At 71.0% G+C, this 25869-nt stretch carries 21 protein-coding genes; 6 read left to right on the forward strand and 15 right to left on the reverse strand.

Annotated elements, in window-relative coordinates; genetic code table 11:
• Nucleotides 1–59 precede the first annotated feature (59 nt).
• Complete coding sequence (locus IDM46_RS12635) at nt 60–950, reverse strand: NYN domain-containing protein (protein WP_185115958.1); 891 nt, start codon at nt 948–950, stop codon at nt 60–62.
• Between the two features lie 122 nt (nt 951–1072).
• On the opposite strand from IDM46_RS12635, the gene zupT reads away from it, so the two are divergent.
• Nucleotides 1073–1879, forward strand: coding sequence for a zinc transporter ZupT (gene zupT, locus IDM46_RS12640; protein WP_185115959.1), 807 nt, complete (start codon nt 1073–1075; stop codon nt 1877–1879).
• Nucleotides 1880–1928: 49 nt separating this feature from the next.
• On the opposite strand, the gene rpoH is transcribed toward zupT, so the two are convergent.
• The 7 genes from rpoH to rhlB all read right to left on the reverse strand — a co-directional run bounded on the left by rpoH (nt 1929) and on the right by rhlB (nt 8773).
• Nucleotides 1929–2807 carry an RNA polymerase sigma factor RpoH gene (gene rpoH / locus IDM46_RS12645; RefSeq protein WP_185115960.1) on the reverse strand — a complete coding sequence of 293 codons (879 nt, stop codon included), beginning with the start codon at nt 2805–2807 and terminating at the stop codon, nt 1929–1931.
• A 152-nt stretch (nt 2808–2959) separates the two neighbouring features.
• Nucleotides 2960–3652: a sulfotransferase family 2 domain-containing protein gene (locus IDM46_RS12650; protein ID WP_185115961.1), complete on the reverse strand. Its 693-nt coding sequence runs from the start codon at nt 3650–3652 to the stop codon at nt 2960–2962.
• Nucleotides 3649–4356 (reverse strand): uracil-DNA glycosylase, encoded by a 708-nt coding sequence (gene ung / locus IDM46_RS12655; RefSeq protein WP_185115962.1) that lies wholly within the window; start codon nt 4354–4356, stop codon nt 3649–3651. Before ung ends, IDM46_RS12650 begins: the two co-directional genes overlap by 4 nt.
• Entirely contained in the window at nt 4353–5201 is an 849-nt protein-coding gene (locus IDM46_RS12660; RefSeq protein WP_182824339.1) for a response regulator, read from the reverse strand. Before IDM46_RS12660 ends, ung begins: the two co-directional genes overlap by 4 nt.
• Nucleotides 5201–6151: a permease-like cell division protein FtsX gene (gene ftsX, locus IDM46_RS12665; RefSeq protein ID WP_185115963.1), complete on the reverse strand. Its 951-nt coding sequence runs from the start codon at nt 6149–6151 to the stop codon at nt 5201–5203. Before ftsX ends, IDM46_RS12660 begins: the two co-directional genes overlap by 1 nt.
• Nucleotides 6144–6833, reverse strand: coding sequence for an ATP-binding cassette domain-containing protein (locus IDM46_RS12670; RefSeq protein WP_182824335.1), 690 nt, complete (start codon nt 6831–6833; stop codon nt 6144–6146). The genes ftsX and IDM46_RS12670 overlap by 8 nt, the downstream gene beginning before the upstream one ends.
• A gap of 104 nt (nt 6834–6937) precedes the next feature.
• Complete coding sequence (rhlB, locus tag IDM46_RS12675; protein WP_185115964.1) at nt 6938–8773, reverse strand: ATP-dependent RNA helicase RhlB; 1836 nt, start codon at nt 8771–8773, stop codon at nt 6938–6940.
• Between the two features lie 200 nt (nt 8774–8973).
• Between rhlB and trxA the strand changes: the two genes are divergently transcribed.
• A complete protein-coding gene (trxA, locus tag IDM46_RS12680) occupies nt 8974–9300 on the forward strand; it encodes a thioredoxin (protein ID WP_182824331.1) in 327 nt (108 codons plus the stop codon).
• 151 nt (nt 9301–9451) lie between these two features.
• On the forward strand, nt 9452–11275 hold the full coding sequence (gene rho, locus IDM46_RS12685; RefSeq protein WP_343203856.1) for a transcription termination factor Rho: 1824 nt from the start codon (nt 9452–9454) through the stop codon (nt 11273–11275).
• A gap of 111 nt (nt 11276–11386) precedes the next feature.
• Here rho and IDM46_RS12690 read toward each other — a convergent pair whose 3' ends face one another.
• Nucleotides 11387–12232, reverse strand: coding sequence for a hypothetical protein (locus tag IDM46_RS12690; protein WP_185115965.1), 846 nt, complete (start codon nt 12230–12232; stop codon nt 11387–11389).
• A gap of 151 nt (nt 12233–12383) precedes the next feature.
• Here IDM46_RS12690 and IDM46_RS12695 point away from each other — a divergent pair, with 151 nt between their 5' ends.
• Nucleotides 12384–14453: a PQQ-dependent sugar dehydrogenase gene (locus tag IDM46_RS12695; protein WP_185115966.1), complete on the forward strand. Its 2070-nt coding sequence runs from the start codon at nt 12384–12386 to the stop codon at nt 14451–14453.
• A gap of 30 nt (nt 14454–14483) precedes the next feature.
• Here IDM46_RS12695 and IDM46_RS12700 read toward each other — a convergent pair whose 3' ends face one another.
• From IDM46_RS12700 to IDM46_RS12715, 4 genes are all read right to left on the reverse strand, one after another.
• Nucleotides 14484–17771, reverse strand: a complete 3288-nt coding sequence (locus tag IDM46_RS12700) for an ankyrin repeat domain-containing protein (RefSeq protein ID WP_185115967.1) — start codon at nt 17769–17771, stop codon at nt 14484–14486.
• Entirely contained in the window at nt 17764–18036 is a 273-nt protein-coding gene (locus tag IDM46_RS12705) for a YcgL domain-containing protein (RefSeq protein ID WP_182824321.1), read from the reverse strand. Before IDM46_RS12705 ends, IDM46_RS12700 begins: the two co-directional genes overlap by 8 nt.
• A gap of 137 nt (nt 18037–18173) precedes the next feature.
• On the reverse strand, nt 18174–19187 hold the full coding sequence (gene cydB / locus IDM46_RS12710; RefSeq protein ID WP_185115968.1) for a cytochrome d ubiquinol oxidase subunit II: 1014 nt from the start codon (nt 19185–19187) through the stop codon (nt 18174–18176).
• Nucleotides 19184–20593, reverse strand: coding sequence for a cytochrome ubiquinol oxidase subunit I (locus IDM46_RS12715; protein WP_185115969.1), 1410 nt, complete (start codon nt 20591–20593; stop codon nt 19184–19186). Before IDM46_RS12715 ends, cydB begins: the two co-directional genes overlap by 4 nt.
• Before the next feature lie 164 nt (nt 20594–20757).
• On the opposite strand from IDM46_RS12715, the gene IDM46_RS12720 reads away from it, so the two are divergent.
• A complete protein-coding gene (locus IDM46_RS12720; RefSeq protein ID WP_185115970.1) occupies nt 20758–23148 on the forward strand; it encodes a S9 family peptidase in 2391 nt (796 codons plus the stop codon).
• 31 nt (nt 23149–23179) lie between these two features.
• The gene (hemF, locus tag IDM46_RS12725; RefSeq protein WP_185115971.1) at nt 23180–24112 is read left to right on the forward strand and encodes an oxygen-dependent coproporphyrinogen oxidase; all 933 of its coding nucleotides are present in this window, start codon (nt 23180–23182) and stop codon (nt 24110–24112) included.
• Between the two features lie 37 nt (nt 24113–24149).
• Here hemF and IDM46_RS12730 read toward each other — a convergent pair whose 3' ends face one another.
• Together IDM46_RS12730 and glk are read right to left on the reverse strand one after the other, a co-directional pair.
• Complete coding sequence (locus tag IDM46_RS12730) at nt 24150–24635, reverse strand: YetF domain-containing protein (RefSeq protein WP_182824311.1); 486 nt, start codon at nt 24633–24635, stop codon at nt 24150–24152.
• Nucleotides 24636–24747: 112 nt separating this feature from the next.
• Nucleotides 24748–25758: a glucokinase gene (glk, locus tag IDM46_RS12735; protein WP_185115972.1), complete on the reverse strand. Its 1011-nt coding sequence runs from the start codon at nt 25756–25758 to the stop codon at nt 24748–24750.
• Nucleotides 25759–25869: the final 111 nt, after the last annotated feature.

The raw sequence follows: 25869 nt of genomic DNA on the forward strand, positions 1-25869 counted from the left end.
GGAAGTTTGCCTGCCCTCCTTCGCGCATCTTCCCCGCTTCGCGAGAGTTGCCCTTGGCTCTAGCCCTTGGCTCCAGGCTGACCCCGGCCCGGCCGGACGCTGGCCTTGGTGGTCTTGGCGGCCTTTGTGGCCTTGGCCGTCTTGGCCGGCGCGCTGGTGGCGCGCTCCGTCCTGGCTTCGGACACGGCCACCCCGGCGCTTGCTACCGTCTTCGATGCGCCGCGGCGGCCGCCGTGCCCGCTGCGGTTGCGCACCTCGATCACCTGTCCCTGGCGGCGCACCTCGAACAGGCCGATCGCCTCGATCAGGTCGCTCAGCTTGCGATACCCGTGGTTGCGCGAATCGAACGAGCCCTGGTTGCCGACATGGCTGCCGACCGCCCCCAGCTTCGACCAGCCGTCCTCGCCCTGGGTGGCGTCGACCGCGCCGCGCAGCAGGCGCACCAGGTCGGCATCGTGCTGCAGCTGCGCCGGCGACGGCGCCGGGCGGGCGTCGCCGCTGTCCTCATCCGGCGTGCCGAGTTTTTCCAGGTAGAGGAAGGTCGAGCACGCCTTGACGAAGGGCTCCGGCGTCTTCTCCTGGCCGAAGCCGTACACCGCCACGCCGTCATTGCGCAGGCGCATCACCAGCGGCGTGAAGTCGGCGTCCGACGACACGATCGCGAAGCCGTCGAGGTTGCCGGCGTACAGCAGGTCCATGGCGTCGATCACCATCGCCATGTCGGACGCGTTCTTGCCCGTGGTGTAGGCGAACTGCTGGATCGGGCGGATCGCGTAGGTGTGCAGGCACTTCTCCCAGCTGACGAGGTGCTGGCTCTTCCAGTTGCCATACGCGCGGCGGACGTTGGCCACGCCATGGCGCGCCACTTCGGCGAGGATGGCGTCGATCTTCGCCGCCGGCGCGTTGTCGGCGTCGATCAGCACCGCGATGCGCTTCTCGTGTTCGGCCATGTCGGTTGTCCCTGGAGCGCGCCCGGCGCGATGGCGCATGATGCCCGACGCGCCGCGATGCCCGCGTATCCGCGTGCGGGGGCTTCGGCTAGGATGGCGCGACCGCCCAGGATCCAGCACCCATGGAAATCCCCACCGCCAACCTGCTCATCGCGCTGGCGGTCACCACGGGTGCGGGCCTTGCGACCGGACTGGGCAGCCTGTTCGTGTTCGCGCAGAAGAGGCCCAACGCCCGGCTGCTGGCGTTCGGCCTGGCGTTTGCCGGTGGCGCGATGGTCTTCGTCTCGCTGTCGGAAATCCTCAACAAGGCGGTGTGGTCCTTCAGCCAGAGCTACGGCGACCGCCTGGGCTACTCCTACGGCACCTTCGCCTTCCTCGCCGGCGTGGGCCTGATCATGCTGGTCGACCACCTGGTGCCCAACCCGCACGAGCGGCTCGAGGTCGACGATCCGTTCTTCCGCGAGCACAACGCCGCTTACATCAAGCGCGTCGGCCTGCTGACCGCATTGGCGATCACCGCTCACAACTTCCCGGAGGGCCTGGCGACGTTCTTCGCCACCCTCGAAAACCCCGGCGTGGGCCTGCCGCTGGCGTTCGCGATCGCCATCCACAACGTGCCCGAGGGCATCGCGATCGCGGTGCCGGTGTACTTCGCCACCAACAACAAGGGCTACGCCTTCGGCGCCTGCCTGCTGTCGGGCCTGGCCGAGCCGCTCGGCGCCATCATCGGCTATGCGCTGTTGCGGCCGTGGCTGTCGGATGCGGTCTTCGGCAGCGTGTTCGGCATCATCGCCGGCGTGATGGTGTTCCTGGCGCTGGACGAACTTCTGCCCGCGGCGAAGCGCTATTCGAAAGGCCACGAGACCGTGTACGGCCTGGTCGCCGGCATGGCGGTGCTGGCGCTGAGCCTGGTGCTGTTCAAATGGTGAGAGGCCCGCTTGCGCGGGCCTCATGCACGACGACTGCCGAACGCGCGGATCAGGCCGCGAACAGCGCCTTCATCTTCTTCAGCGCGTTGGCCTCCACCTGGCGGATGCGCTCGGCCGACACGCCGTACTCGTCGGCCAGTTCCTGCAGGGTGACCTTGCTGTCGTCATCCAGCCAGCGGCGCTTGATGATGTCGCGCGAACGCGCGTCCAGCCGGCCCAGGCCCTCGCGCAGCAGGGCGAGCTGGTTGTCCTCGCTGTCCTGGCGCTCATACGCCTGCGACGGATCATCCTCGCGCGCGGTGAGGTAGGCGGCCGGGGACGGCGGCGCATGGTCGTCGTCGTCGTCGTCGGAGGGCGCATCGAAGGCGACGTCGCGGCCGGACAGGCGCGACTCCATCTCCAGCACCTCGCGCTCGGAGACGTTGAGGTTCTCGGCCACGATGCGCACTTCCTCGGCGTTCAACCAGCCCAGGCGCTTCTTGCTCTTGCGCAGGTTGAAGAACAGCTTGCGCTGCGCCTTGGTGGTGGCGACCTTGACGATGCGCCAGTTCTTGATGATGTACTCGTGCATCTCGGCACGGATCCAGTGCACCGCGAACGACACCAGGCGCACGCCGACCTCGGGGTCGAAGCGCTTCACGGCCTTCATCAGGCCGATGTTGCCCTCCTGGATCAGGTCGCCGAGCGGCAGGCCGTAGCCGTTGTAGCCACGCGCCACGTGCACCACGAAGCGCAGGTGCGAATGCACCAGCTCGCGCGCGGCATCCAGGTCTTCCTGGTCGCGGAAACGGTGGGCCAGCGCCTGCTCGTCCTCGACCGTGAGGACGGGGATCTGGTGGACGGCGCCGATGTAGGCCTCGAGCGAACCCAGGGCGCTGGGGATCGGGAGGCTGTTGGGGACAAGAGCGGTCGCTGTGATTGCAGTCATGGCAGTGATCTTAGCAGTGGCCGGATACGACTGCTGATCGCGGCAGGAGTTCCCTACTGTTCCATTCAGCGTATGAATGGACGTAAATCTAATTGATCGTGTCCACCGATGCAGGCTTCACCGGCCCCGCTGAGCCTCCCGCGTGCCCAGGCTCAGAGGCGGCGCCCGGCCAGGACCCGGCGGTACAGCGCCAAGTCACGGGCGTGGTAGGCCTCGATGCGGCGGCGGAGGCCCGGACTTATCGCGTATCCGGACTCGCCACGCAGCGGGTTCACCAGCGCCGATGCGGGCACCGCGGTACCGCCCAGGAACCGCCGCGCCATCTGCTGCAGGTCCTCGTCGTAACGCTCGGTGATGCCGATGAAGTCGAAGCCGGCCGGATCGAATCGCCAGAGGTACTCGTGGTACAGGTCGCGCAGTTCGGCGCCGAGGGCGAAGCGCTCGAACGACCAGCGTTCGCGCAGCACCCGGTTGCGCAGCGGCTGGCGGGGGTCAAGCCCGTCGTAGTCGCGGATCCAGTAGTGGTAGTGCGAGGCCAGCCGGTCCACCGGTTCGCGAAGCCAGGTGACGTAGCGCACCGCGCGCGCGCCGGCCGCGATGCGGAACTTCACCGGCAGGAAATGGCCGTGCACGCAGGTCAGGTTGTCCGGCAGTGCCCCCCGGCCGGCCAGTCCGGCGCGCAGTGCGCGCAAGCGGCGGCACCAGCGCGAGTACTGCATCGGCTGGTCGACATATTCGGTCTGGCAGGCGCCGGGGTCCGGGAACGCCACGCGCAGGGTCTGCGCCAGGCTGGTGCCCGCGGTTTTCGGCATGTGCAGCGATATCAGCAGCGGCGCGGACGTCATGCGATGGCGGTCTCCTGGCACGGCGGCAACGACCAGTCCTGGGCCGTGCCGCCACGTGAGACGAGGTAGCGGTTGGCCGCCGAGAAGTGGCCGCAGCCGAGGAAGCCCCGGTGCGCCGACAGCGGCGACGGATGGGTGGCCCGGAGCACCCGGTGGCGCGACCCATCGATGACCTTGCCCTTGGCCTGCGCATAGGCCCCCCAGAGCATGAACACCAGGCCTTCGCGCTCGCGGTTGAGCACGTCGACCACGTGGTCGGTGAAGCCTTCCCAACCCTTGCGCTGGTGCGAACCGGCGCAGCCGGCCTCGACCGTGAGCACCGAATTGAGCAGCAGCACGCCGCGCCGCGCCCAGGGCAGCAGGCAGCCATGGTCCGGAGGGCGGATACCCAGGTCGCGCTGGATTTCCTTGTAGACGTTGAGCAGCGACCGCGGCACCGACACGCCCGGACGCACCGAGAAGCACAGCCCGTGTGCCTGGCCCGCGCCGGGATACGGGTCCTGGCCCAGGATCACCACGCGCACGTCCTCGAAGGGCGTGGCGTCGAAGGCGGCAAGGATCTCGGCCGCGGGCGGGAACACCTGGACACCGGCGCCCTTGCGCGTGCGCAGGAAGTCGGCCAGCGCCTGCATGTCGTCGCGTTCCAGGTAGTCACCGATGTGCGCCTTCCAGGAGGGAGCGAGACGCCCGCGTCCGTCGATCATGCGCCGAATACCGTGGATTCCGGCGTGCGCGCCAGGCGCAGCTGGAACAGGGCCTTGGTCACCAGCAGGCGCTCCTCGATGGGCTTGAGCACCAGGTCGTTGGCGCCGTCGCGCAGCAGCGCGGTCTGGTTGTCGGGATTGGCGTCGCCGGTCATCACCAGCACCGGCAGCTTGCGCTTGGACCAGCCCAGCTCGCGGCGCACCGCATGCACCACGTCGTGGCCGCTCAGCTCGCCCTTCAGGTAGACGTCGGTGAGCACGAGGTCGGCGCCCGGGCCGTCGCCGGCGTCGCGGCGCGCGCGCAGCCAGTCGATCGCGGCCTCGGCGCTCACCACGTGCACGACCTCCATCTGCTGCGCCTTGAGCATGCGCGAGGTGGCCAGCGCCACGGTGCGGCTGTCCTCGACGTAGAGCACGCGCGCGCCCGGGATCGGCTGCGGCTGCACGTAGCCGCGGATGAACTCCGCCAGCGCGTGGTGGCCGTGCGACTTGTCGAAGTAATCGGTGACGTCGTCGCTGAAATGCCGCCCCTCGAGGTGCGCCTGGGCATTGCCGGACACCACGATCACCGGCACGTAGCGCTGGCCCGCCGCGGCGCGCACGAGCTCGGCCAACTGCTGGCCGTCACCATCGGGCAGCACCAGGGAGGTGGTGGCGAGGTCGATGGGCGCCGCCGCCAGCGCGGCGCGCGCATCGGCAAGGCCGGCGCAGGCCACCACGTCCACGTCGACCAGTTCGCTGCGGAGCACGTCGCCGATCAGCTTGCGCACCAGGCGGGAGCCGTCCACCACCATCACGCGCTGGGCGCCTGCGGCCAGATGGCGGATGTCGTGCGACGCGTCCATCACGTGTCGGTGGGGCGCGTCTGGCGCAGGAAATGGCCGGTGACGGCGCCCGCGCCAAGCCAGCCGAGCGCGGTCGTTCCGGCCAGCACCACCAGCGCCTGGCGCGCAGTGAAGCCGACCAGCCCGAACCCGCTGCCATAGCTCGCCGCCAGGTCGGCGAGTGGCAGGCGCAGCGCGGCACCGGCCGCCGTCAGCAGCGCCAGCGCCAGCGCGCCGGCCGCCAGGCCGTACCACGCGCCGAGGTACAGGAACGGGCGGCGGATGAAGCCGTCGCTGGCGCCGAGCAGCTGCAGGACACCGAGTTCGTCGCGACGCGACTGGATGTCCAGGCGCACGGTGTTGCCGACCACCAGCAACGCCCCCGTGCCGAGCAGGGCGGCCAGCACCCAGGCCACGCGGCCACCGAAGCGCAGCCAGCCGTCCAGGCGCTGGCGCCAGCCGGCATCGTGCTGCACCAGGTCGGCCTCGGGGAGGGTGCGCAGGGAATCGGCGAGCATGGCCTCGTCACCGGCCGGGGTGACCACCAGCACGTGCGGCAGCGGATTTTCGCCAAGCGCGTCGATCGCCTGGCCCAGGCCGCCGCGCGCGCGCAACTCCTCGAGGCCCTGGGCCGGCGTACGGTGTGCCACGTCGCCGACATCGGCGCGGCCGCGCAGCGCATCGGCCAGCGCCGCGACCGCGTCGGGCGTCACGTCCTGTTTCAGGAACACGCTGAGCTGACGCGACTGCTGCACGTCGCCGGCGAAGCGCTCGACGTTGCCCAGCACCAGCCACAGCCCGAGCGGCAGCGCCAGCGCCACCGCCATCACGCCGATGGTGAGCGCGGTGGACCACGGCCGGCGGAAGATGCGGCCGAGGCTGGCGACGAAACTGTAGGCATGGTGGTCGAACCACGTGCCGATGCGGGAGCGCGCGCGTTCCGGCCTGGGCCTGGCGATGGGCTCACTCATCGGCCAGGTCCTCCGGCGCGATGTCGTCGGCCAGCCGGCCATGGTCGAGCACCAGCACGCGCTTCTTCATGCGCTTCACCAGGCCGAGGTCGTGGCTGGCGACCAGCACGCTGGTGCCGCGCTCCGGGAGCGACGCGAACAGCGTCATGATCTCCGCGGCCAGGGTGGGATCGAGGTTGCCGGTGGGTTCGTCGGCCACCAGCAGCCGCGGCTCGGCGACCATGGCGCGCGCGATGCCGACGCGCTGCTGCTCACCCGCCGACAGCTGGCCCGGCAGCGCCGTGCCGCGCGCACCCAGGCCGAGGCGTTCCAGCACCGAACGCACGCGCCGGCCGATGTCGCCGCGGCGCATGCCACGCAGCACCAGCGGCAGGGCGACGTTGTCGTGCACGCTGCGATCGCCCAGCAGGCGGTGGTCCTGGTAGACCACGCCGACTTCGCGCCGATGCAGCGCCACCCGGCCGCCACGCACCTTGAGCAGGTTGCGCTCGCCGAACACCACCGCGCCGCGGCTGGGCCGCTCCGAGAGATGGATCAGGCGCAGCAGGGTGCTCTTGCCGGCGCCGGAATGGCCGGTCACGAACAGCATCTCGCCGGCATCCACGGCGAAGCTCACGTCCTCGAGCGCGACGTGGCCACCGGGGTATTGCTTGCAGACGCTGTCGAAGCGCAGGACGGGCATCGTGTCGCGGTTCCGGGAAGAGGTGCCCAGCGATTATGGCCGCTGTCGTACCCGCAAAGCACCCGCGTGCGCGCGGGCATCCATTCCCGACCGCATCGCGGTACTCAGTGCTGCGAGCGCGGCGCGCGCGTGACCAGCTTCTTCAGCCCGAGGCCGATGCGGCCCAGCAGCGATGAAGGCTCCGTTGCGGTCGACTGCGGACGCGCGGCGTGTGACGGCGACTCCGGTTTCGGGCGCGGCGCGCGCGGCTGCGACGGTTTCGCTCCGGCATGCGTGGACGGCTGGGCCTGCGCCTGGCCGCCCTGCCCGGCGACGCCCTCGACGCCCTCGGCACCTTCGACACGGCGGCCACCACGACGGCGACGACGCTTGCGCGGCGCGCGCTCGCCCTCGGCGGCTGGCAGCGCCGCGGACGCTGTCGCGTCCACGGCCGGTGCGGCTGATCCTGTCGCGGCGGGCGCGGCTGCGGCGGGCGCGGCTGCGACGACATCAGGCGAGCCAATCGCAGACGCCTCCATGGTCGTCGCGGCGGGTACTGCAGGTGCCGCGCGCGGCGGACGCGGCGGACGCGGGCCGCGCTCGCCGTCGGCACGCGGGCCGGCACGGCCACGACCGGGGCCACCGGCGCCGGGCCCGCCGCTGCGGCCTCCGCCACGTCGCGCATCCTCGGCGGCGCGCTGCTCGCGCGCTTCGCGGAAGATCTCGCTGACGCTCTCGCCTTCTTCGGGCTCGAGCTCCACGCCTTCGCGCGGCTTGCGCGGCACCGGCGTCATCAGCTCGACGGTCACCGGTTCCGACGGGATCTTCTGCTCGATGAAGGCCTCGATGTCCGGCAGGCCGATCGCATAGCGCTCGCAGGCGAAGCTGATCGCGTCGCCCTCCTCGCCCAGGCGCGCGGTGCGGCCGATGCGGTGCACGTAGTCCTCGGCGTCGAACGGCAGGTCGTAGTTGTAGACGTACTTCACGCCATCGATGTGCAGGCCGCGGGCGGCGACATCGGTGGCGACCAGGATCTCGAGCTGGCCGCCCTGGAACTTCTTCAGCAGGCTCTCGCGCTTCTTCTGCGGCACGTCGCCCGACAGCACGCCGACGCGGTAGCCGGCGCGCTCCAGCGCGCGCGCGACGCGTTCCACGAACGCCTTGGTGTTCACGAACACCAGGGTGCGCGCGCCTTCCGAACGCGACAGCAGGCCCAGCAGCAGCGGCAGCTTCTCTTCGTCGGACGGGTAGTAGAGCTTCTGGCGCACCTGCGCGGCGGTGATGAACTCCGACTCCACGACCAGCTTCTGCGGCTCGTTCATGTGTTCGTAGGCCAGCTCCAGCACGCGATGGCTCAGCGTGGCCGAGAACAGCAGGGTCTGGCGCTCGGTGCGCACCGGCATGCGGCGCAGCAGGAAGCGGATGTCCTTGATGAAGCCGAGGTCGAACATGCGGTCGGCCTCGTCCAGCACGCAGACCTCGCAGGCGTGCAGCGACACCACCTTGTGCTGCTTGACGTAGTCGATCAGGCGGCCGGGGGTGGCGATGATGACGTCCACGCCTTCCTGCAGGATCTGGCGCTGCTTGTCGTAGTCGACGCCGCCATAGACCAGGGCGAACTTCAGCCCCATCTCGGGACCGAACTTCAGCGCGTCCTTGTGGATCTGGATGGCCAGCTCGCGGGTCGGCGCCAGGATCAGCGCGCGCGGGTCTTCAGGCTTGCGGTCGGCGAGCGCCGGTCGCGTCAGCAGCCGGTTCATCACCGCCACCAGGAACGCCAGGGTCTTGCCCGTGCCGGTCTGGGCCTGGCCGGCGACATCACCCCCGGGCAGCGCGACCGGAAGGGTCAGCGCCTGGATGGGCGTGAGGCGCGTGAAGCCCGCGGTCTCGAGGCCGGCAAGCAGCGACGGGTGCAGGTCGAAGGAGGAGAAGGTGAGGTCGGTAAGTGGCTTGTCGGACATTCGTCAGGGAGTCTGCGCGGCGCGCGCGCTTGCGTGGAAGGCGGCAGCCAAGCAGACTGCCCTCGATGAACCGGAGCGGGTACCCGGCCCCGGGGCGGCCCTTGTTCTGGCCGCGGATCGCCCCAGTCTAGCACCACAAACGCCGCCGCCATCGCCGTGATCCGGCCGGCCCGCGGCCACCCCCCATGCAGGAGAAAGCAGTGAGCGACCACGTCATCCATGCCAGCGACGCCGATTTCGACGCCACCGTCCTCGCCTCCGACGAGCCGGTGCTGGTCGACTTCTGGGCGCCCTGGTGCGGCCCATGCAAGATGATCGCCCCGGCCCTCGACGAGCTGGCCGACACCTATGCGGGCCGGGCGAAGGTCGTGAAGATCGACATCGACCAGAACCGTGCCACGGCGATGAAGTACCACGTGCGGTCCATCCCCATGCTGCTGCTGTTCAAGGGTGGCCAGGTGCAGGACACCCAGATCGGCGCGGTCGGCAAGCCGCAACTTGCGCAGATGATCGAAAAGGCCCTCTGAGGCACCGCACCCCCGCTTGCCGTCGTGGCGCGGGGGTGCTAGTTTCGGTAACGCACCGGCGCGAGACAGGCGCCGCACCCATCTGCAAGACCCATCTCATCAACTCACGCCGCCCGTCCCGGGCGCGCTCGCAGCAAGCGAGGATTCCCACTTGTCCGACATTCCATCCGATTCCGGCGACAGCGCCGTGAAGCGCGTGCGCAAGCCGCGCGTCGCCAAGGCCACGGCCGGCGACTCCCCCTCTTCCGATACCTCCGCGACGCAGGCTGCACCGCGCGCCGAGGCGCCGCCGCAGGCCGTCGGCGTCAGCCAGCCGTCGCTGCCGATGCCGCCGCAGGCGCCCGCACCCGCATCTCCGCAGCCTGCCAGCGCCGATGGTGGCCAGGGACGGCAAGGCGGGCAGAACCAGGGGCAGAACCAGCACCAGCACCAGGGCCAGAACCAGAGCCAGGGCCAGGGGCAGAACCAGGGCCAGAACCAGGGCGGCCAGGGTCAGGGCGGCCATGACGACGACGACCAGGGCCAGGACGGTGGCAACCGCCAGCACGGCCAGGGCCAAGGCCAAGGCCAGGGCCAGGGCCAGGGCAACCGCCGCGACCGCAACCGCAACCGCCGCGACCGTCCGCGCCAGCGCGACGACGGCCTGCCCCAGGACAACGGCAACGACCAGGCCAACCGCCTGCCGCCGCCAAACATCCCGGAAGGCTTCCCGCAATACTCGCTCTCCGACCTCAAGCGCATGCCGGCGCAGAAGCTGCTCGACATCGCCGAGCAGCTGAACATCTCCGAAGGCGTGGCGCGCGCGCGCAAGCAGGATGTGATCTTCAACCTGCTGAAGGTGCTGACCCGCCACGGCGAAGGCGTCGTCGCCGACGGCGTACTGGAAATCCTGCCCGACGGCTTCGGCTTCCTGCGCGCGGCCGAAGCCAGCTACCTGGCCGGCCCGGACGACACCTACATCTCGCCCAGCCAGATCCGCCGCTTCAACCTGCGCACCGGTGACCACCTGAGTGGCCGCATCCGCTGGCCCAAGGACGGCGAGCGCTACTTCGCGCTGAACGTGGTCGACACCATCAACGGCGAGCCGCTGGAAGCGTCGAAGAACAAGGTGCTGTTCGAGAACCTGACGCCGCTGTTCCCGCGCAAGAAGTTCAAGCTCGAGCGCGGCGATGGCAGCAGCGAGGACATCGCCGGCCGCATCCTCGACCTGATGGCCCCACAGGGCAAGGGCCAGCGCGCGCTGATCGTGTCGCCGCCGAAGGCCGGCAAGACGATGATGATGCAGCAGATCGCCAGCGCGATCACGTACAACCATCCGGACGTGCACATGATCGTGCTGCTCATCGACGAGCGGCCCGAGGAAGTGACCGAGATGCAGCGCAGCGTGCGCGGCGAAGTGATCAGCTCGACCTTCGACGAGCCGGCCGCGCGCCACGTGCAGGTCGCCGAGATGGTGATCGAGCGCGCCAAGCGCCTGGTCGAGCACAAGAAGGACGTGGTGATCCTGCTCGACTCGATCACCCGCCTAGCGCGTGCGTACAACAACGTGGTGCCGAGCTCGGGCAAGGTGCTGACCGGTGGTGTCGACGCCAACGCGCTGCACCGCCCGAAGCGCTTCTTCGGCGCCGCGCGCAACGTCGAGGAAGGCGGCTCGCTGACCATCATCGCCACCGCGCTCGTCGACACCGGCAGCGCGATGGACAAGGTCATCTACGAGGAGTTCAAGGGCACCGGCAACTCCGAAGTGCACCTGGACCGCCGCATCACCGAGAAGCGCGTGTACCCGGCGATCAACGTCAACCAGTCGGGCACGCGTCGCGAGGACTACCTCATCGAGCCGGAGCTGCTGCAGAAGATCTGGATCCTGCGCAAGCTGCTGCACCCGATGGACGAGATCGCGGCGATGGAGTTCCTGCTCGACAAGATGAAGACCACCAAGTCCAACGACGAGTTCTTCTCTTCGATGAAGCGCTGAGGCCCGCGCCACGCAATCCGAGGAAGGCCCCGCCAATGGCGGGGCCTTTTCGTTGCGGGTTGCGCTGCCGTCGCGGGCCGGACACATGCCTTCCCCGCAGGTCCTGCCGACTCAGCTGCCCTCGGGCTCCAGCGCGGATGCCAGGCGCAGCCCACTGCCGGCCAAGGTCGCGCGCTGCGGCGCGAGCGCATCGTTGCCGTCGTCACCGTACGCCCACGCCGGCCGGCTGTGTTCGCCCGGAATGTAGGCCTTCCATGCTCCGTAGCCATGCTCCCCGCCGGTCGTGAACTCGATGGGCATGCGGATCACGACGTAGTCGCGACCCGCCTCCGAAGCGCCTTCAGGCAAGCGGAACGACCAACCGGACACGGCCGTCAACGCGGCCTTCGACAGCGCGTCGCGGATGCGGCCCGCCAGCGGCCCCCTGGCGAGCACCGTCAGGTTGAATCTCTCGACATGCGTGTCCACGACCCGTCCGTCCAGGCCGACTTTCGCCAGCACGTAGACGACACCCGTGCCGCCGAGCTCGAGGATCTGCCTCGGATAAACCGGGGGCGCCATGTTGGGCGCAGTCAAGCGTTCGCCTGACGGCAGCTCGTCGTCGATATGAACGCCGACGATGTTGATCTTGTAGTTCCCGCCATCGTGACGGCGAGTGACCAGCCGCATGCTGAAGCGCGTCGAGGAGGCGATCGGGACGCCGTCGCTTGTCGCCGGTTGGACCTGCCAACGCGGGACGTTGCGGGCGACATGAGTGCGAACGGCTTCCGGCACCTCGTCCTGTCGGTCGATCGAATAGGCCGTGACGGTGCCATCCACGGCCACGTCGATGCGACCGGTGAGCAGCATCGAGGCCTCCGCCTGTTTCAGCATCGCGGCACGTGTCTGCGCAGGCGCATTCGACGCCAGCACCAGCAACGCCAACCACACGCCCAACGCCATCCATTGCTTGATCACGGCTTACCTTGCACGGGCGGGCGACGCCCGGCTTGGCGCCGAGAGTATCGCCTGCCGGTGGAGCGCGCCAATCGGCCCCGGGCACGTTGACGGATGTCCGCCCCGATGCGCGATACTCGGCCACACAGGGGATCGACCATCGGGGTACCGCATGTCCCAGGGACTGTTCCGCGCATCCATCCTCGCCGCCGTCCTGCTTGCCTGGGCCGGCACCGCCGACGCCAGCCGCTTCGGCCGCGACGGTTTCTCCGGCAACCCCGGCACCAACAACGGCGCCACCTGCACCGCATGCCACGCGCCCGCCGCGGCGACGCCCACGGTGACGGTCAGCGGCCCGCAGACCCTGGATGCCAACACGGTCGCCGAGTACACGGTGACGATCGCCGGCGGCCCGGGTGTCACCGGCGGCGTCGGCGTGTCGTCCACGGGCGCCGCCGGCAGCTTCGAGGCGGTCGGCAGCGACGTGCACGTGGTTGGCGCCGAACTTTCGCACACCCAGCCCAAGGCGTTCAGCGCGGGCGCGGTCAGCTTCAGCTTCCGCTGGCGGGCGCCGGCCTGGAACGGCCCGGTCACCCTGTACGCCGCCGGCAACTCGAGCAACGGCCAGTTGAACCTGCTCGGCGACGGCATCGGCACCCGGCAGTTCAGCGTCACGGTGCAGAACGGCAGCGCCGAGCCACCGCCGCCGCAACCGCCGCCGCCGGCCCAGGCCTCGCTCGCGATCTTCGCCACCGGCCTCTCGCAGCCGGTGGTGATCACCCATGCCGGCGACGCGCGGCTGTTCGTGGCCGAGCAGCCGGGCCGCATCCGCGTGATCGACAACGGCATGCTGCTGCCCACGCCGTTCCTCGACATCACCGCGCGCGTCGACGATGCCGGCAACGAGCAGGGCCTGCTCGGCCTCGCCTTCCATCCCGACTACGCCAGCAACGGCTGGTTCTACGTCAACTACATCTTCGACCCGCCCACCGGCACGCTGGACCGCACGCGCATCTCGCGTTTCACGGTGGGCGCCAATGGCAACGTCGCCGACCCCGCCTCCGAACTGGTGCTGATGGAGTTCGAGCAGCCGTACAGCAACCACAACGGCGGCGACCTGCAGTTCGGACCCGACGGCTACCTGTACATCGCGTCCGGCGACGGTGGCAGCGGCGGCGACCCGCAGAACAACGCGCAGAATCCCGGGCGGCCGCTCGGCAAGCTGCTGCGCATCGACGTGGACGGCGGCGGCGGCACACCCGACTGCAACCTGGTGGCGGGCAACCATTACGGCATTCCGCCGGGCAACGCGTACACCGATGGCGACGGTGGCGCGGGCTGCGACGAGATCTTCGCCCTGGGCCTGCGCAACCCCTGGCGCATCGCCTTCGACGCGGTCACCGGCAACCTGTGGATCGCCGACGTCGGCCAGAGTGCGCGCGAGGAGATCAACTTCGTGCCGGCCGGCACCGCCGCCGGGCTGAACTTCGGCTGGCGGTGCTACGAGGGCGACCAGCCCTACAACACCGCCGGATGCACCGGCGCCTACTTCACGCCGCTGGTCACCACCTCGCACTCGGCCGGCAACTGCTCGATCACCGGGGGGCGCGTGTATCGCGGCGGCGCATCGCCGGCGCTCGCCGGGCGCTATTTCTTCACCGACTACTGCAACACCGCGATCCGCACCGTGACATTCGCCAACGGCCAGCCGGTGGTGGAGAGCCCGATCCCGGCGGGCGCGGTGGGGCAGCCTGTGGCGTTCGGCGAGGACGTGTTCGGCGAGCTGTACGTCGCCAGCCTCACCGGCACGGTCTACCGCATCGTGGGCGCGGGCGACACGCCGCCGTCGCAGGTCACCACGCTGTCCAGCCAGTGCCTGCACGCACCCGGCACCAGCCTCGCCGGCGGCACGAAGCTGGCCGCCTGGCCCTGCAACGGCAGCGGGGCGCAGCGCTGGGTGCTGCGCGCCGACGGCTCGCTGCTCAACCCGGCCACCGGCGGCTGCGTGGACGTGCCCAACGGCGACACGCGGCCGGGCGCGGTGCAGCTGCGACTCAGTGCCTGCAACGGCCAGCCGGCGCAGCGCTTCGCCACGACCGCCGCCAACGAGCTGCGCGGCATCGGCGGCCTGTGCATGGACCAGTCGCGCAAGGTGCGCCGCCGCGTGCAGATGTACACCTGCGACGGCAGCGACCACCAGGTCTGGTTCTTCGCGCCGGCCCCGGCACGCGCCGCGCGCTGAGCACGGCGCACGACGCGGGAGCCGGCTGGATCAGCGCGGCTCCCGCAGGAACCGCGCCATCGACACACCGGTGGTCGGTGGCGCGAACTCCGCGGCCACGTCCACGAAACCCCGCATCACCGCGATCTCGCGCGGCGTGCGGTTGAGGGCATCGCGCAGGTCGGGATCGCAGCCGGCGCGCAGCAGGTGGTGGGCCATGCGCAACAGGCCGTGCAGCGCGGCCAGGTGCAGCGGCCCGAAGCCACGCGGGTCGTGGGCATCCAGTTCGGCATCTTCATCGAGCAGGCGGTCGACGGCGGGCAGCACCACGTCCTCGTCGCAGGCGGTCCCGGGCTCGGCGCGGGCACCGAGCAGCAGCAGCAGTGGCGTCACGCCACCCGCGGCGCGCGCACCGGGCTCGGCGCCGGCCAGCAGCAGGGTGTCGAGCAGCGCCAGGAGCCGCGGCCGGTCGCGGGCGGTGAACCCGAACAGCGCCGCGCAGTGCAGCGGCGTGAGTCCCTGCGCGTCGGACGCCTGGACGTTGGCTCCGGCCGACAACAGGCGTGCACAGATGTCTGGCAGGCCCAGCGCCGAGGCCAGCATCAGCACGGTGACCTCGCCAGGCAGGCGCTGCTCGAGGCTGACCCGGGCGTCGAGCAGGCGTTCGACGATCTCGGCGTGGCGCATGCTGACCGCGGCCGACAGCGGCGTGGCGCCGGTGTGCGCCGCGCGCTGCGGGTCGGCGCCGCGTTGCAGCAGCAGTTCTAGGGTGGCGGCGTGGCCGCCGCCGGCGGCCCGCAGCAGCGCGGTGCAGCCCTGCGCGTCGGCGGTGTCGACCGCGAAGCCGAGGTCGAGCAGGCGGCGCACCGCGTCGTGGTCGCCGACCATGGCGGCCGCCGGGAGGTCGCCGGCGCGCAGCGGGCGGCCGGGCAGCGGCCAGCCGCGCCAGTCGAGCCAGTCGGCGAGATCGCGCCGGCCCGCCGACAGCGCGACACCGAGCGGCGTCTGCCCGTCGGCGGCGCGGATTTCAGGCGAGGCCCCGCCCTTCACCAGCAGCTTCAGCGCCGGCTCGCGCGCCAGCGCGGCGGCGATGTGCAACGCGGTCATGCCATGCGCGTCGCGCAGGTCGAGGTCGATGCCGGCGGTGACCAGGCGCTCCAGCATGCGCATCCACCCCAGGCGCACCGCGAGCGCCGGGGCATGGTCGCCCTCGGGCGACGGCGCGAACACGTCGACGCCCTGGTCGACGAGTTCCAGCGCGAACTGCTCCAGGCCGCGGCCGGCCTGGTCGCTGCGCGCGCACGCGCCAAGGAATCGCGCCAGGCCACCGGCGCCCGCCACCGAGGCGCCGCCGCGCAGCAGGGCCTGCAGCGCCGGCAGTGCGTCGGGACCGCGCGCCAGCAGGCGCATCGCCACGGTGTCGCCGCCGTCCACGCGCACATCGGGGTCGGCGCCATGCGCCAGCAGCCAGTCGATGCGTTCCACCGAAAGCGGGGCGTCGTCGTCCACGAGCAGCTCGCCGAGCTCCGCCGGGGTGACCAACTGCAACAGCGGCTCAAGCTGGTCGTAGCGCGCTTCGCGCAACTGGCCGCGCAGCACCACGCGCGGAGCGCGGTCGACGGGCGCTGCGGGATCGTCGGGATCATCGCCGAACACGCTGGCCGGCAGCGGGTGGGCGGGATCCACCGCCGCCACCAGCGCCCAGCGGCCGGCGGCCGCGGCGTGGTCGATGGCGCGCTTGCCGCCGCCGTCGACGACGTCGGTGGCCACGCCGAGGTCCAGCAGCCGCTTCACCAGCGCCGGCGACGCCGTTTCGGCGAGGCAGGCCAGATGCAGTGCGTTGCGTCCCGCGCCGTCGATGGCGTGCACGTCCCCGCGCGTGGCCAGCAGTTCGAAGGCGGCGCTGCCGCCGCCGCGCGCGGCGTCGAGCAGTGGCGTGCGGCCTTCGCCATCACGGGCGTCGATGCTGGCGTGGGCCTCGAGCAGCGCGGCGACGATATCGGCGTGTCCGGCGAGCGCGGCCTCGTGCAGCGCGCTCCGGCCACCGGCATCGCGCGCGTCCACCTTGGCCTTGTGCTTGAGCAGCAGGGTGACGCCGGCGACGTCGTCGTCCTCGCCACCGGCGGCGGCGAGCAGCGCCGGAGTGCCCCCGGCCGGCTCGGGCCTGGCGCCACGCTCGAGCAGGAAGCGCGCCAGGCGCCAGTTGCCGCTGGCGCAGGCGATGCCAAGCGGAGTGACGCCGTCGTTGTTGAGCACGTCGACTTCGGCGGCGGCGTCGCGCAGCAGTGCGGCCACGCCCGGATCGGAACTGCGCGCGGCATGGTGCAGCGGGGTGTTGCCGTCGCGGTCGACGGCGCGGGGATCGGCGCCGTTGGCCAGCAGGGTGGTGACCGCATCCGGCCGGCCGTGCCAGCTGTCGCGGGTGGCGGCGAGCAGCGGGGTGATGCCGGCGTGGGCGGCGTTGAGTTCCACGCCGCCGGCGATCAGCGCGCGCAGCAGGCGCAGGTCGGGCAGCACGGCGGCGAGCACTGGCAGCGAGCGCTGGTCGCGCTCGTCGGCCGGCGGCAGCGCACGTGGATCGCAGCCGGCTTCGAGCAGCGCCAGCGCACGCTCGACGCGGCCGCTGCGGGCCGCGGCATACAGCGCGGCCACCGGATCATCCGCGCCGTCATCAAGGTCGGCGGCCGTGCCATGCGGCTCGGGCATGTCCACCACGTCCAGCGCGACCGTGTCCGGGGCGGCCGCGCGCTGCAGCGCCCAGTGCAGCGCCGGCCAGGCCACGGCGGCCAGCGCGGCCAGCAGCCAGCGTGCGTTGCCGGCCACCAGGCCCGGCCAGCCCAGGGCCAGGCCGATGGCGAGGATGGCGGCGATCGCCAGCGCCACCCGCAGTCCGCGCCAGCTCGAGCCGTCGCGGTCGTCCAGCGTGCGCCAGTGCGCGGCGAGCGTGCCGCCGCCGTCGCGTTCGGCGGCATGCCACAGCGGCCACAGCCGCCACAGCGCGATGACCCCGAGGCCCGCCGTCGCGCTCAGTGCCAGCGCGGCGCCCAGCGACGCGCCGCCACTGGCCAGCAGCGCCGACAACGGCCAGCCGACCAGCAGCGCGGTGGCGCCGGAGGCCAGCGCCCAGAGCAGCAACAGGGCGAGCAGGTCACGGCGCAGGGCGGCCGGATCCAGCGCCGCGTGCGCGCCGCGCCACTGGCGCACGCCCAGCGCGAGCAGCGGCTGAGCCAGCCACGCCGCGGGCACGGCAATCGCCGCGACCGCCGTGGCGGCGGTGGACAGGAGGCCGGCGGCGAGCAGCAGGCCGGCGCGCGGCAGCGGGCGCGGCGACTCAGGCATCGGTGCCCCAATCCTCGGTCATCGGATCCAGCGCGGCGCGCGGCGGCATCTGCAGGTGGAAACCACGCAGGGCCAGGTTGCCGCGGACCACCGCGGCGTCCTCGATCGCAAGCCTGCGCCCGGGTTCGAGCGCCACCTCGAGGACGAACTGCAGCTCGCCCAGTTCGGCGCGCAGCGATTCGGGGAGGCGTTCGAACTCCTCCCGCTCGGCGAGATAGACATAGGTGTCGGCCTTGCGAAGGCTCTTGTAGACGTAGGCGTGCATCGACGGGTCTGCGGTCGGTTGGTGCCGACGGCGGAGATCGCGCATCGACGCACCGGGGCGGAAGCCTGCAGCATAAAGCAACCGTGCCGCGAAGCCCGCCGCAGCCGCGAACCGGAGTGCCCGGCGACGGCGCAGGTTCAGTGGTAGCCGGCGTTGGCCTCGATCTTGCCGCGGAACACCGAATACGACCACGCCGTGTAGCCGAGGATCACCGGCAGCAGCACCACCAGCCCGCCGAGCACGAACAGCTGCGACGACGGCGGCGACGCGGCCTCCCAGATGCTCAGCGACGGCGGCACGATGTTCGGCCAGATGCCCAGCACCAGGCCGATGAAGCCCAGCAGGAAGAAGCTCAGCGACAGCAGGAACGGCCGCACGTCGCGCCCCTCGTGCATCGTTGCGCGCCACAGCGCGAACACGTTGGCCAGCGCCAGCAGCGGCACCGGCGCCAGCCACCAGAAGTTGCCGTCGGCGAACCAGCGCGCCATGACCTGCGAATCGAGGAACGGCAGCCAGGCGCTCACCAGGCCCATGAACACCGCGACCACCAGCACCAGCGGCCGCGCCAGCGTGCGCGCCACCAGCTGCAGCCGCCCGGCGGTCTTGAGGACCAGCCAGCACGCGCCGAGCAGCGCGTAGCCGAACAGCACCGCGGCGCCGGTCAGCATCGAGAACGGGCTGAACCAGTCGAAGATGCCGCCGACGTACTTGCCCGCCTCCAGCGGCATGCCTTCGACCAGCGCGCCGAGGATCACGCCCTGCGAAAAGGCCGCCACCATCGAGCCGACGGCGAACGCTCCGCCCCAGAAGCGCTTCGCGCGCCGCGCCTTGAAGCGGAACTCGAACGCCACGCCGCGGAAGATCAGCGCGATCAGCATCAGCAGCACCGGCACGTACAGCGCCGACAGCACCACCGCGTAGGCCTTCGGGAACGCCGCCAGCAGCGCGGTGCCGCCGAGCACGAGCCAGGTCTCGTTGCCGTCCCAGATCGGCGCCGCGGTGTTCATCATGTGGTCGAGCTGGTCGCTGTCCTCGGCGAACGGCGCGAGGATGCCCAGGCCCAGCACGAAGCCGTCGAGCAGCACGTACATCAGCACGCCGAAGCCGATCACGCCGAACCAGACCACCGGCAGCCAGGTCTCCATGCTCATGGCCCCACCTTCGCGGCATCGTCGTCGTCGCCGACCGACAGCGGCCGCGCCGGCGTCTTGTCGCCACCTTCGGTATCGGGCGCGTCCTCGAACGGCTGCGGCCCCTTGCGCACCAGGCCCAGCAGGTACCAGATGCCGGCGCCGAAGATCACCGCGTACGCGACGGCGTACGTCGCCAGCGATGCCATCACCGCCGCCGCCTCGATGTTGGGGCTGACCGCCTCGCTGGTGCGCAACAGGCCATAGATCACGTACGGCTGGCGGCCGATCTCCACCACGTACCAGCCCGCCAGCAAGGCGATGAACCCGGCCGGGCTGAGCAGCCGCCAGCCATCGAGCAGCCAGCGCGAAGCGAACAGGCGCCCGCGCCACCAGACGAACGCCGAGGCCAGCGCAAGCGCCAGCATCGCGAGGCCCAGCCCGACCATGATCCGGAAGCCCCAGAACACCGGCAGCACCGGTGGCCGTTCGCTGGCCGGCACCGCCTTCAAGGGCTGGATCTCGCCGTCCCAGCTGTGGGTGAGGATCAGGCTGCCCAGCCGTGGCACCGCAAGCTCGTAGCGGTTGCGCTCCGCGGCGGCATCGGGCCAGGCGAACAGCACCAGCGGCACGCCCGCGCCGGGCTCGCCCGCCTCCCAGTGGCCCTCCATCGCCGCCAGCTTCACCGGCTGGTGCTCGCCGACGTTGAGGCCGTGCAGGTCGCCGACCAGCACCTGCAGCGGCAGCGCGATCGCGGCGAACGCCACCGCCAATGTCAGCATGCGCCGTCCTTCCGCCTCGTGCACGCCGCGCCGCAGGTACCAGGCGCTCACCCCGCCGATCACGAAGCACGTGGTGATGAACGCCGCCAGCACCATGTGCGCCAGCCGGTACGGAAACGAGGGGTTGAAGATGATTGCCAGCCAGTCGACCGGCTGGAACATGCCGTCGACGATCTCGTGGCCCTGCGGCGTCTGCATCCAGCTGTTGGCGGCAAGGATCCAGAAGGTCGAAAACAGCGTGCCCAGCGCCACCATGCAGGTCGCGAAGAAATGCAGCCTGGGTGACACCCGCTTCCAGCCGAACAGCATCACGCCGAGGAAGCTGGCCTCGAGGAAAAACGCCGTCAGCACCTCGTAGGCCAACAGCGGACCGAGAATGGCGCCGGCGCGCTCGGAGAGCACGGCCCAGTTGGTGCCGAACTGGAAGCTCATCACGATGCCGCTGACCACGCCCATCCCGAACGAGATCGCGAAGATCCTGAGCCAGAAGAAGTACAGGTCGCGCCACATCGTGTCGCGGGTGCGCAGCCAGCGCCACTCGAGGAACGCCAACCAGTGCGCCAGGCCGATGGTGAAGGCCGGGAACAGGATGTGGAACGAGATCACGAAGCCGAACTGGATCCGCGACAGCAGCAGGGCCTCCACGCCGTTCTCCGCGATGCGGACGGGCGCATCGCCGCCGCCGATTGTGCGCCGAACCGGCGCGAGCGCGGTTCAGGCCATGTGAACACCACCATGACCACCGGCCCTCAGGCATGGCGCGGCTGGCTGATACGCTGGCGCGTCACCGTTCCAGGGGTCCCCGCACCATGCGCCATCGCTCCGTCGCTCCGCTTCTGTCGCTGCTGCTCGCCGCGGTTCCGGCTGGCCTCGCCCTGGCGCAACCCGCGCAGGTGCTCGACCTGCACCAGGTGATGGCCGACCCCGACTGGATCGGCCAGCCGGTCGAGCGGATGTGGTGGTCATGGGACGGCGACACCGCCTACTACAGCGCCAAGCGCATCGGCAGCAACGTCCGCGACACATACGCCCAGCCCATCGACGGAGGCGCGGCGACGCTGGTCGATGGCGCCGCGCGCGGCGGGATCGACGCGCTCGCCCCGCTTTACGATGCCGCGCGCACGCGCATGGCGTTCGTGCGCAACGGCGACGTCTTCGTCCGCGACCTGCGCGGTGGCGCGCTGCAGCAGCTGACCCGCAGCGAGGCGCTGGAATCGCAGCTGCAGTGGGCGCGCGACGGCGCGCTGGTGTGGCGCAGCGGCAATGACTGGTTCCGCTGGAGCGCCGCGACCGGCGTCGGCCAGGCGGCGACCCTCAAGGCCGAGGACGCCCCGGGCACCGCGCCCAAGGCCGACGAACTCCGCGAGCGCCAGCTGCGCTATATCGAGACGCTGCGCGTGGAACGCGCGCGCCGCGACGAAATGCGCGAACAGTCCGACGCCTGGCGCCGCGTCGACCCCACGCGCGCGCCGGCCCCGGCTTACCTGGGCAAGGACGTCGAGATCCAGGGCAGCGCGCTGTCGCCGGACGGCCGCTGGCTGCTGGCGGTCACCCAGGCCAAGGGGGCCGAGTCGGGGCAGAAGGGCAAGATGCCGCAGTACGTCACCGAATCCGGCTACGAGGAGTTCGAGGACGTGCGCACCCGCGTCGGCCGCGGCGACCCCGCGCCGCAGTCGCTGTGGCTGGTGTCCGTGGCCGATGGCCAGGTGCGCGAGCTGAAGACCGACAGCCTGCCCGGCATCGGCGCCGACCCGCTGGCCGCGCTGCGCAAGACCGCGGGCCAGGACCCGCTGAAGGGCAACCGCGCGCTGCGCCTCGAGGCCGGCGGACCCGACGGCATCGCCGACGGCGCGCGCTGGAGCGACGACAGTCGCGGCCTGGCGCTGATGCTGCATGCGGTGGACAACAAGGACCGCTGGCTGGCCACCGTCGACCTGGCGCAGGCGCGCCTGCTGCCGGTGCACCGGCTGACCGACGAAGCCTGGATCAACTGGGGCTTCAACGACTTCGGCTGGATGCCCGACGGCGGCGACCTGTGGTTCCTGTCCGAGGAGTCGGGCTGGTCACACCTCTATCGCGCGTCCGGCGGCCGTGCCAGGGCGCTGACCTCGGGGCGCTGGGAGGCGTCGATGCCGGTGCTGTCCGCCGACGGCCGCAGCTTCCTGTTCCTCTGCAACCGCGCGCGTCCGGGTGACTACGAGGTCTGCCAGGTCGACGCCGCCGGCGGCTCGGTGCGCGAGATCACCGCGCTCGACGGCGTGGAGGATTTCGTCGCCTCGCCGGACGGCAGCCACGTACTGGTGCGTCATTCGCGCAGCTATCTGCCGCCGCAGCTGTCGGTGGTGGACGCCGCGGGCGGCAGCGCGCGCCAGCTCACCGACACCCGCTCGGCGGAATTCAAGCGCTTCGACTGGCTGCAGCCCGAATACGTGCAGGTCCCGTCGAAGCACCGCGCCGGCACTGTCTGGGGCAAGTACTACGGCCCCGCCACGATGGAGCCGGGTCGCAAGTACCCGGTGGTGATGTTCGTACACGGCGCCGGCTACCTGCAGAACGTCAGCGACCGCTATCCGAACTACTTCCGCGAACAGATGTTCCACAACCTGCTGGTGCAGCAGGGCTACATCGTGCTGGACCTGGATTTCCGCGCCTCCGAAGGCTACGGCCGCGACTGGCGCACGGCGATCTACCGGCAGATGGGCCATCCGGAACTCGAGGACCATCTCGACGGCATCGACTGGCTGGTCGCGCACAAGCAGGCAGACCGCGAACGAGTCGGCATCTACGGCGGCAGCTACGGCGGGTTCCTGACGTTCATGGCGCTGTTCCGCGAGCCGGGCACGTTCAAGGCCGGCGCGGCGCTGCGCCCGGTGAGCGACTGGTCGCAGTACAACCACGCGTACACCGCGAACATCCTCAACACGCCGGCGCTCGATCCGGGCGCCTACGCGAAGTCGTCGCCGCTGGAGTACGCCGAAGGCCTGCAGGACCACCTGCTGATCGCGCACGGCATGATCGACGACAACGTGTTCTACAAGGACTCGGTGATGCTGGCGCAGCGCCTGATCGAGCTGCGCAAGGACAAGTGGGAGCTGGCGAGCTATCCGCTGGAGCGGCACGGGTTCGTGCATGCCGACTCCTGGTACGACGAGTACCGGCGCATCCTCGAGTTGTTCAACCGCACGCTCAAGGCGCCCTGAGGGCGCCGGCACGGCGGCTTACAATGGCGCCATGAACGATTTCGACCGCGTCCGCGGCTACCTGACCGACCTGCAGGACCGCATCTGCGCGGCCATGGAAGGCGCCGACGGCGCCGCCCGGTTCCATGAGGACGCATGGACACGGCCCGACGACAGCGCCGACGGCGGCCTGTCCGGCGGCGGGCGCACCCGCATCCTGCGCGACGGCGCGGTGTTCGAGCAGGCCGGCATCGGCTTCTCGGACGTCTCCGGCACCCGCCTGCCGCCGTCGGCCACCGCCAACCGGCCGGAGCTCGCCGGCGCCTCGTGGCGCGCGGTCGGCGTGTCGCTGGTGTTCCACCCGCGCAATCCCTACCTGCCGACCACCCATGCCAACGTCCGCCATTTCCGCGCCGAGCGCGATGGCGCCACCGTGGCCTCGTGGTTCGGCGGCGGCTTCGACCTCACGCCCTTCTATCCCTTCGACGACGACGTGCTGCACTGGCACCGCACCGCGCGCGCGCTGTGCGAGCCGTTCGGCGGCGAGGCGCGCTACGCGGCGCACAAGCGCTGGTGCGACGAGTACTTCTTCCTGAAGCACCGCGACGAGACGCGCGGCGTCGGCGGGCTGTTCTTCGACGACCTGGCCGACGACTTCGAGCGCGACTTCGCCTACACGCGCGCGGTCGGCGATGGTTTCCTCGACGCCTGGCTACCGATCGTGGAGCGCCGCAAGGCGATGCCCTGGGGCGAGCGCGAACGCGAATTCCAGCTCTACCGCCGCGGCCGCTACGTCGAGTTCAACCTCGTCTGGGACCGCGGCACCCACTTCGGCCTGCAGTCGGGTGGCCGCAGCGAATCGATCCTGATGAGCCTGCCACCGCTGGCACGCTGGGAATACGGCTACCAGCCCGAGCCTGGCAGCCCGGAAGCGCGCCTGGCCGACTACCTCCTCCCTCGTGACTGGCTGGCGGACCCGGGCTGAGGGCGCAAATCCGTGGCAATAAGGCTCTCGCGCCTGCTCAGCGCGAACCGTCGCTGCGCGGGACCACCGTGATGGTGCCGTCGACTTCGAGGGTCACCAGGGCGGCGCCGGTGATGTCGGGCAGGCCGCTGTCGCGCAGGGCCTCCTCGATGTCCTTGCGGCTGATGTTCTGTGCCCGCAGCACGGGTTCGAACATCACCCCGTCGCGCGCCAGCAGCACCGGACTGCCTTCGACCAGCTTTTCCACCCGCCGGCTGCGCGCGCTCGCGAAGCCCACCACCCAGTTGCAGGCGATCAGCGTGGCGGCCAGCAGCAATCCGCCGGGCAGCGAGAAATCCTCCCCGATCAGCGAGTTCTGCACCGCCGAGCCCAGCAGCACCACGACCACCAGGTCGAACGGCGTGAACTGGCCGACCGTGCGCTTGCCCGACATGCGCAGCATCGCCAGCAGGATGAAATAGACCACCACTGCGCGCAGCACGAACTCCCACCAGGGCATCGCGAGTTCGAACATGTCGGGCATGGCCACTGCACTCTTCGTACGGGGCTTGAGTGTCTCCAGCGCGCCGTGAAGGAGCCGCGTTCACGCACGCGCGCGGCGCAGGCCTCCCGGGCGAGCGTCGGACCCCAGCGGCTCAGTGGTCGCCGACCGGCTCGCGCAGCGCCATCGCGGCGCCGAGCAGCCCCGGATTGGGGTGGGTCGCGACCTGGATGGACACCGGCTCCAGGTACGCGGCAAACCGGCCCTTGGCCAGGAAGCGCTCGCGGAATGCGCTGGCGCGCAGGAATGGAATGAAGCGCGGCACGATGCCCCCGGCGATCACCACGGCGCGCGCGCCATGCACGAGGGCGAGGTCGCCGGCGACACTGCCCAGGATTGCGCAGAAGCGTGCCAGCGCGCGGCGCGACGCCACGTCGTGCCCATCCAGCGCTGCCGCCACGATGTCTGCGGGATCGCGCAGCGGCGAATCCGGAGTGGCCAGCAGGTCTGTCACGCCCGCAGTGCCCTCGCCATCGCGCTGGCGCAGCACCGCATCGATCGCGGCCAGGCCGTTGCCCGAGAGCAGCCGCTCCCAGGACACGCGCCCGTGCCGCGCAACTGCCCAGTCGGCCAGGGCGCGCTCCTCCTCGCCGAGCGGCGCGAAGCTGACATGTCCGCCCTCGGTCTCCACCGCATGCCAGCCTCGCGTGGCGTCACCCACCAGCAGGCCGACGCCGAAACCGGTGCCCGGCCCGAGCACGGAAACCGGACCGCGCGCGATGTCGTGCCCCTGCCCGTAAAGCGCGACGCGCCCGCTGGGCGACAGCACCGGCACCGCGCGCGCGACTGCACCGAAATCGTTGATCAGGCGCAGCTCCTCCAGTCCGAGCGAGGCGCGCAACTCGTGCCGGTTGAACGACCAGGCGCGGTTTGTCAGGCGGATCTCGTCGCCGTCGACCGGACAGGCCAGCGCGATCGCGGCGCGCCGCGGGCGCGCACCCAGGCCGGCAAGATAATGCTCGGCCGCGTGCTGCAGGCTGGCGAACCCCGCCGTGCGCAGCGACTGCGACTGCAGCAGGCGCGGTACCGGTTCGTCGGGGTCGCACAGCGCGAAGCGCGCGTTGGTGCCGCCGATATCGGCGATCAGCGCGAGGGTGTTGGTCAAGGGCGGGCTCGTCACGGGCTCCAATGTACTTGCATACGAATCCCGGATCGCGGGCAATAAAAAGCCCCGCAGGCAGGGGGGGCCGGCGGGGCTGGAGAACGGGGCTCGGGG

This window comes from Luteimonas sp. MC1825, assembly GCF_014764385.1.
Taxonomy (GTDB): Bacteria; Pseudomonadota; Gammaproteobacteria; order Xanthomonadales; family Xanthomonadaceae; genus Luteimonas.

Coding starts and splice junctions, on each gene's coding strand:
- IDM46_RS12635 (WP_185115958.1), bottom strand. CDS start 950: ATGGCCGAACACGAGAAGCGCATCGCGGTGCTGATCGACGCCGACAAC.
- zupT (WP_185115959.1), top strand. CDS start 1,073: ATGGAAATCCCCACCGCCAACCTGCTCATCGCGCTGGCGGTCACCACG.
- rpoH (WP_185115960.1), bottom strand. CDS start 2,807: ATGACTGCAATCACAGCGACCGCTCTTGTCCCCAACAGCCTCCCGATC.
- IDM46_RS12650 (WP_185115961.1), bottom strand. CDS start 3,652: ATGACGTCCGCGCCGCTGCTGATATCGCTGCACATGCCGAAAACCGCG.
- ung (WP_185115962.1), bottom strand. CDS start 4,356: ATGATCGACGGACGCGGGCGTCTCGCTCCCTCCTGGAAGGCGCACATC.
- IDM46_RS12660 (WP_182824339.1), bottom strand. CDS start 5,201: ATGGACGCGTCGCACGACATCCGCCATCTGGCCGCAGGCGCCCAGCGC.
- ftsX (WP_185115963.1), bottom strand. CDS start 6,151: ATGAGTGAGCCCATCGCCAGGCCCAGGCCGGAACGCGCGCGCTCCCGC.
- IDM46_RS12670 (WP_182824335.1), bottom strand. CDS start 6,833: ATGCCCGTCCTGCGCTTCGACAGCGTCTGCAAGCAATACCCCGGTGGC.
- rhlB (WP_185115964.1), bottom strand. CDS start 8,773: ATGTCCGACAAGCCACTTACCGACCTCACCTTCTCCTCCTTCGACCTG.
- IDM46_RS12695 (WP_185115966.1), top strand. CDS start 12,384: ATGTCCCAGGGACTGTTCCGCGCATCCATCCTCGCCGCCGTCCTGCTT.
- IDM46_RS12700 (WP_185115967.1), bottom strand. CDS start 17,771: ATGCCTGAGTCGCCGCGCCCGCTGCCGCGCGCCGGCCTGCTGCTCGCC.
- IDM46_RS12705 (WP_182824321.1), bottom strand. CDS start 18,036: ATGCACGCCTACGTCTACAAGAGCCTTCGCAAGGCCGACACCTATGTC.
- cydB (WP_185115968.1), bottom strand. CDS start 19,187: ATGAGCATGGAGACCTGGCTGCCGGTGGTCTGGTTCGGCGTGATCGGC.
- IDM46_RS12720 (WP_185115970.1), top strand. CDS start 20,758: ATGCGCCATCGCTCCGTCGCTCCGCTTCTGTCGCTGCTGCTCGCCGCG.
- hemF (WP_185115971.1), top strand. CDS start 23,180: ATGAACGATTTCGACCGCGTCCGCGGCTACCTGACCGACCTGCAGGAC.
- IDM46_RS12730 (WP_182824311.1), bottom strand. CDS start 24,635: ATGCCCGACATGTTCGAACTCGCGATGCCCTGGTGGGAGTTCGTGCTG.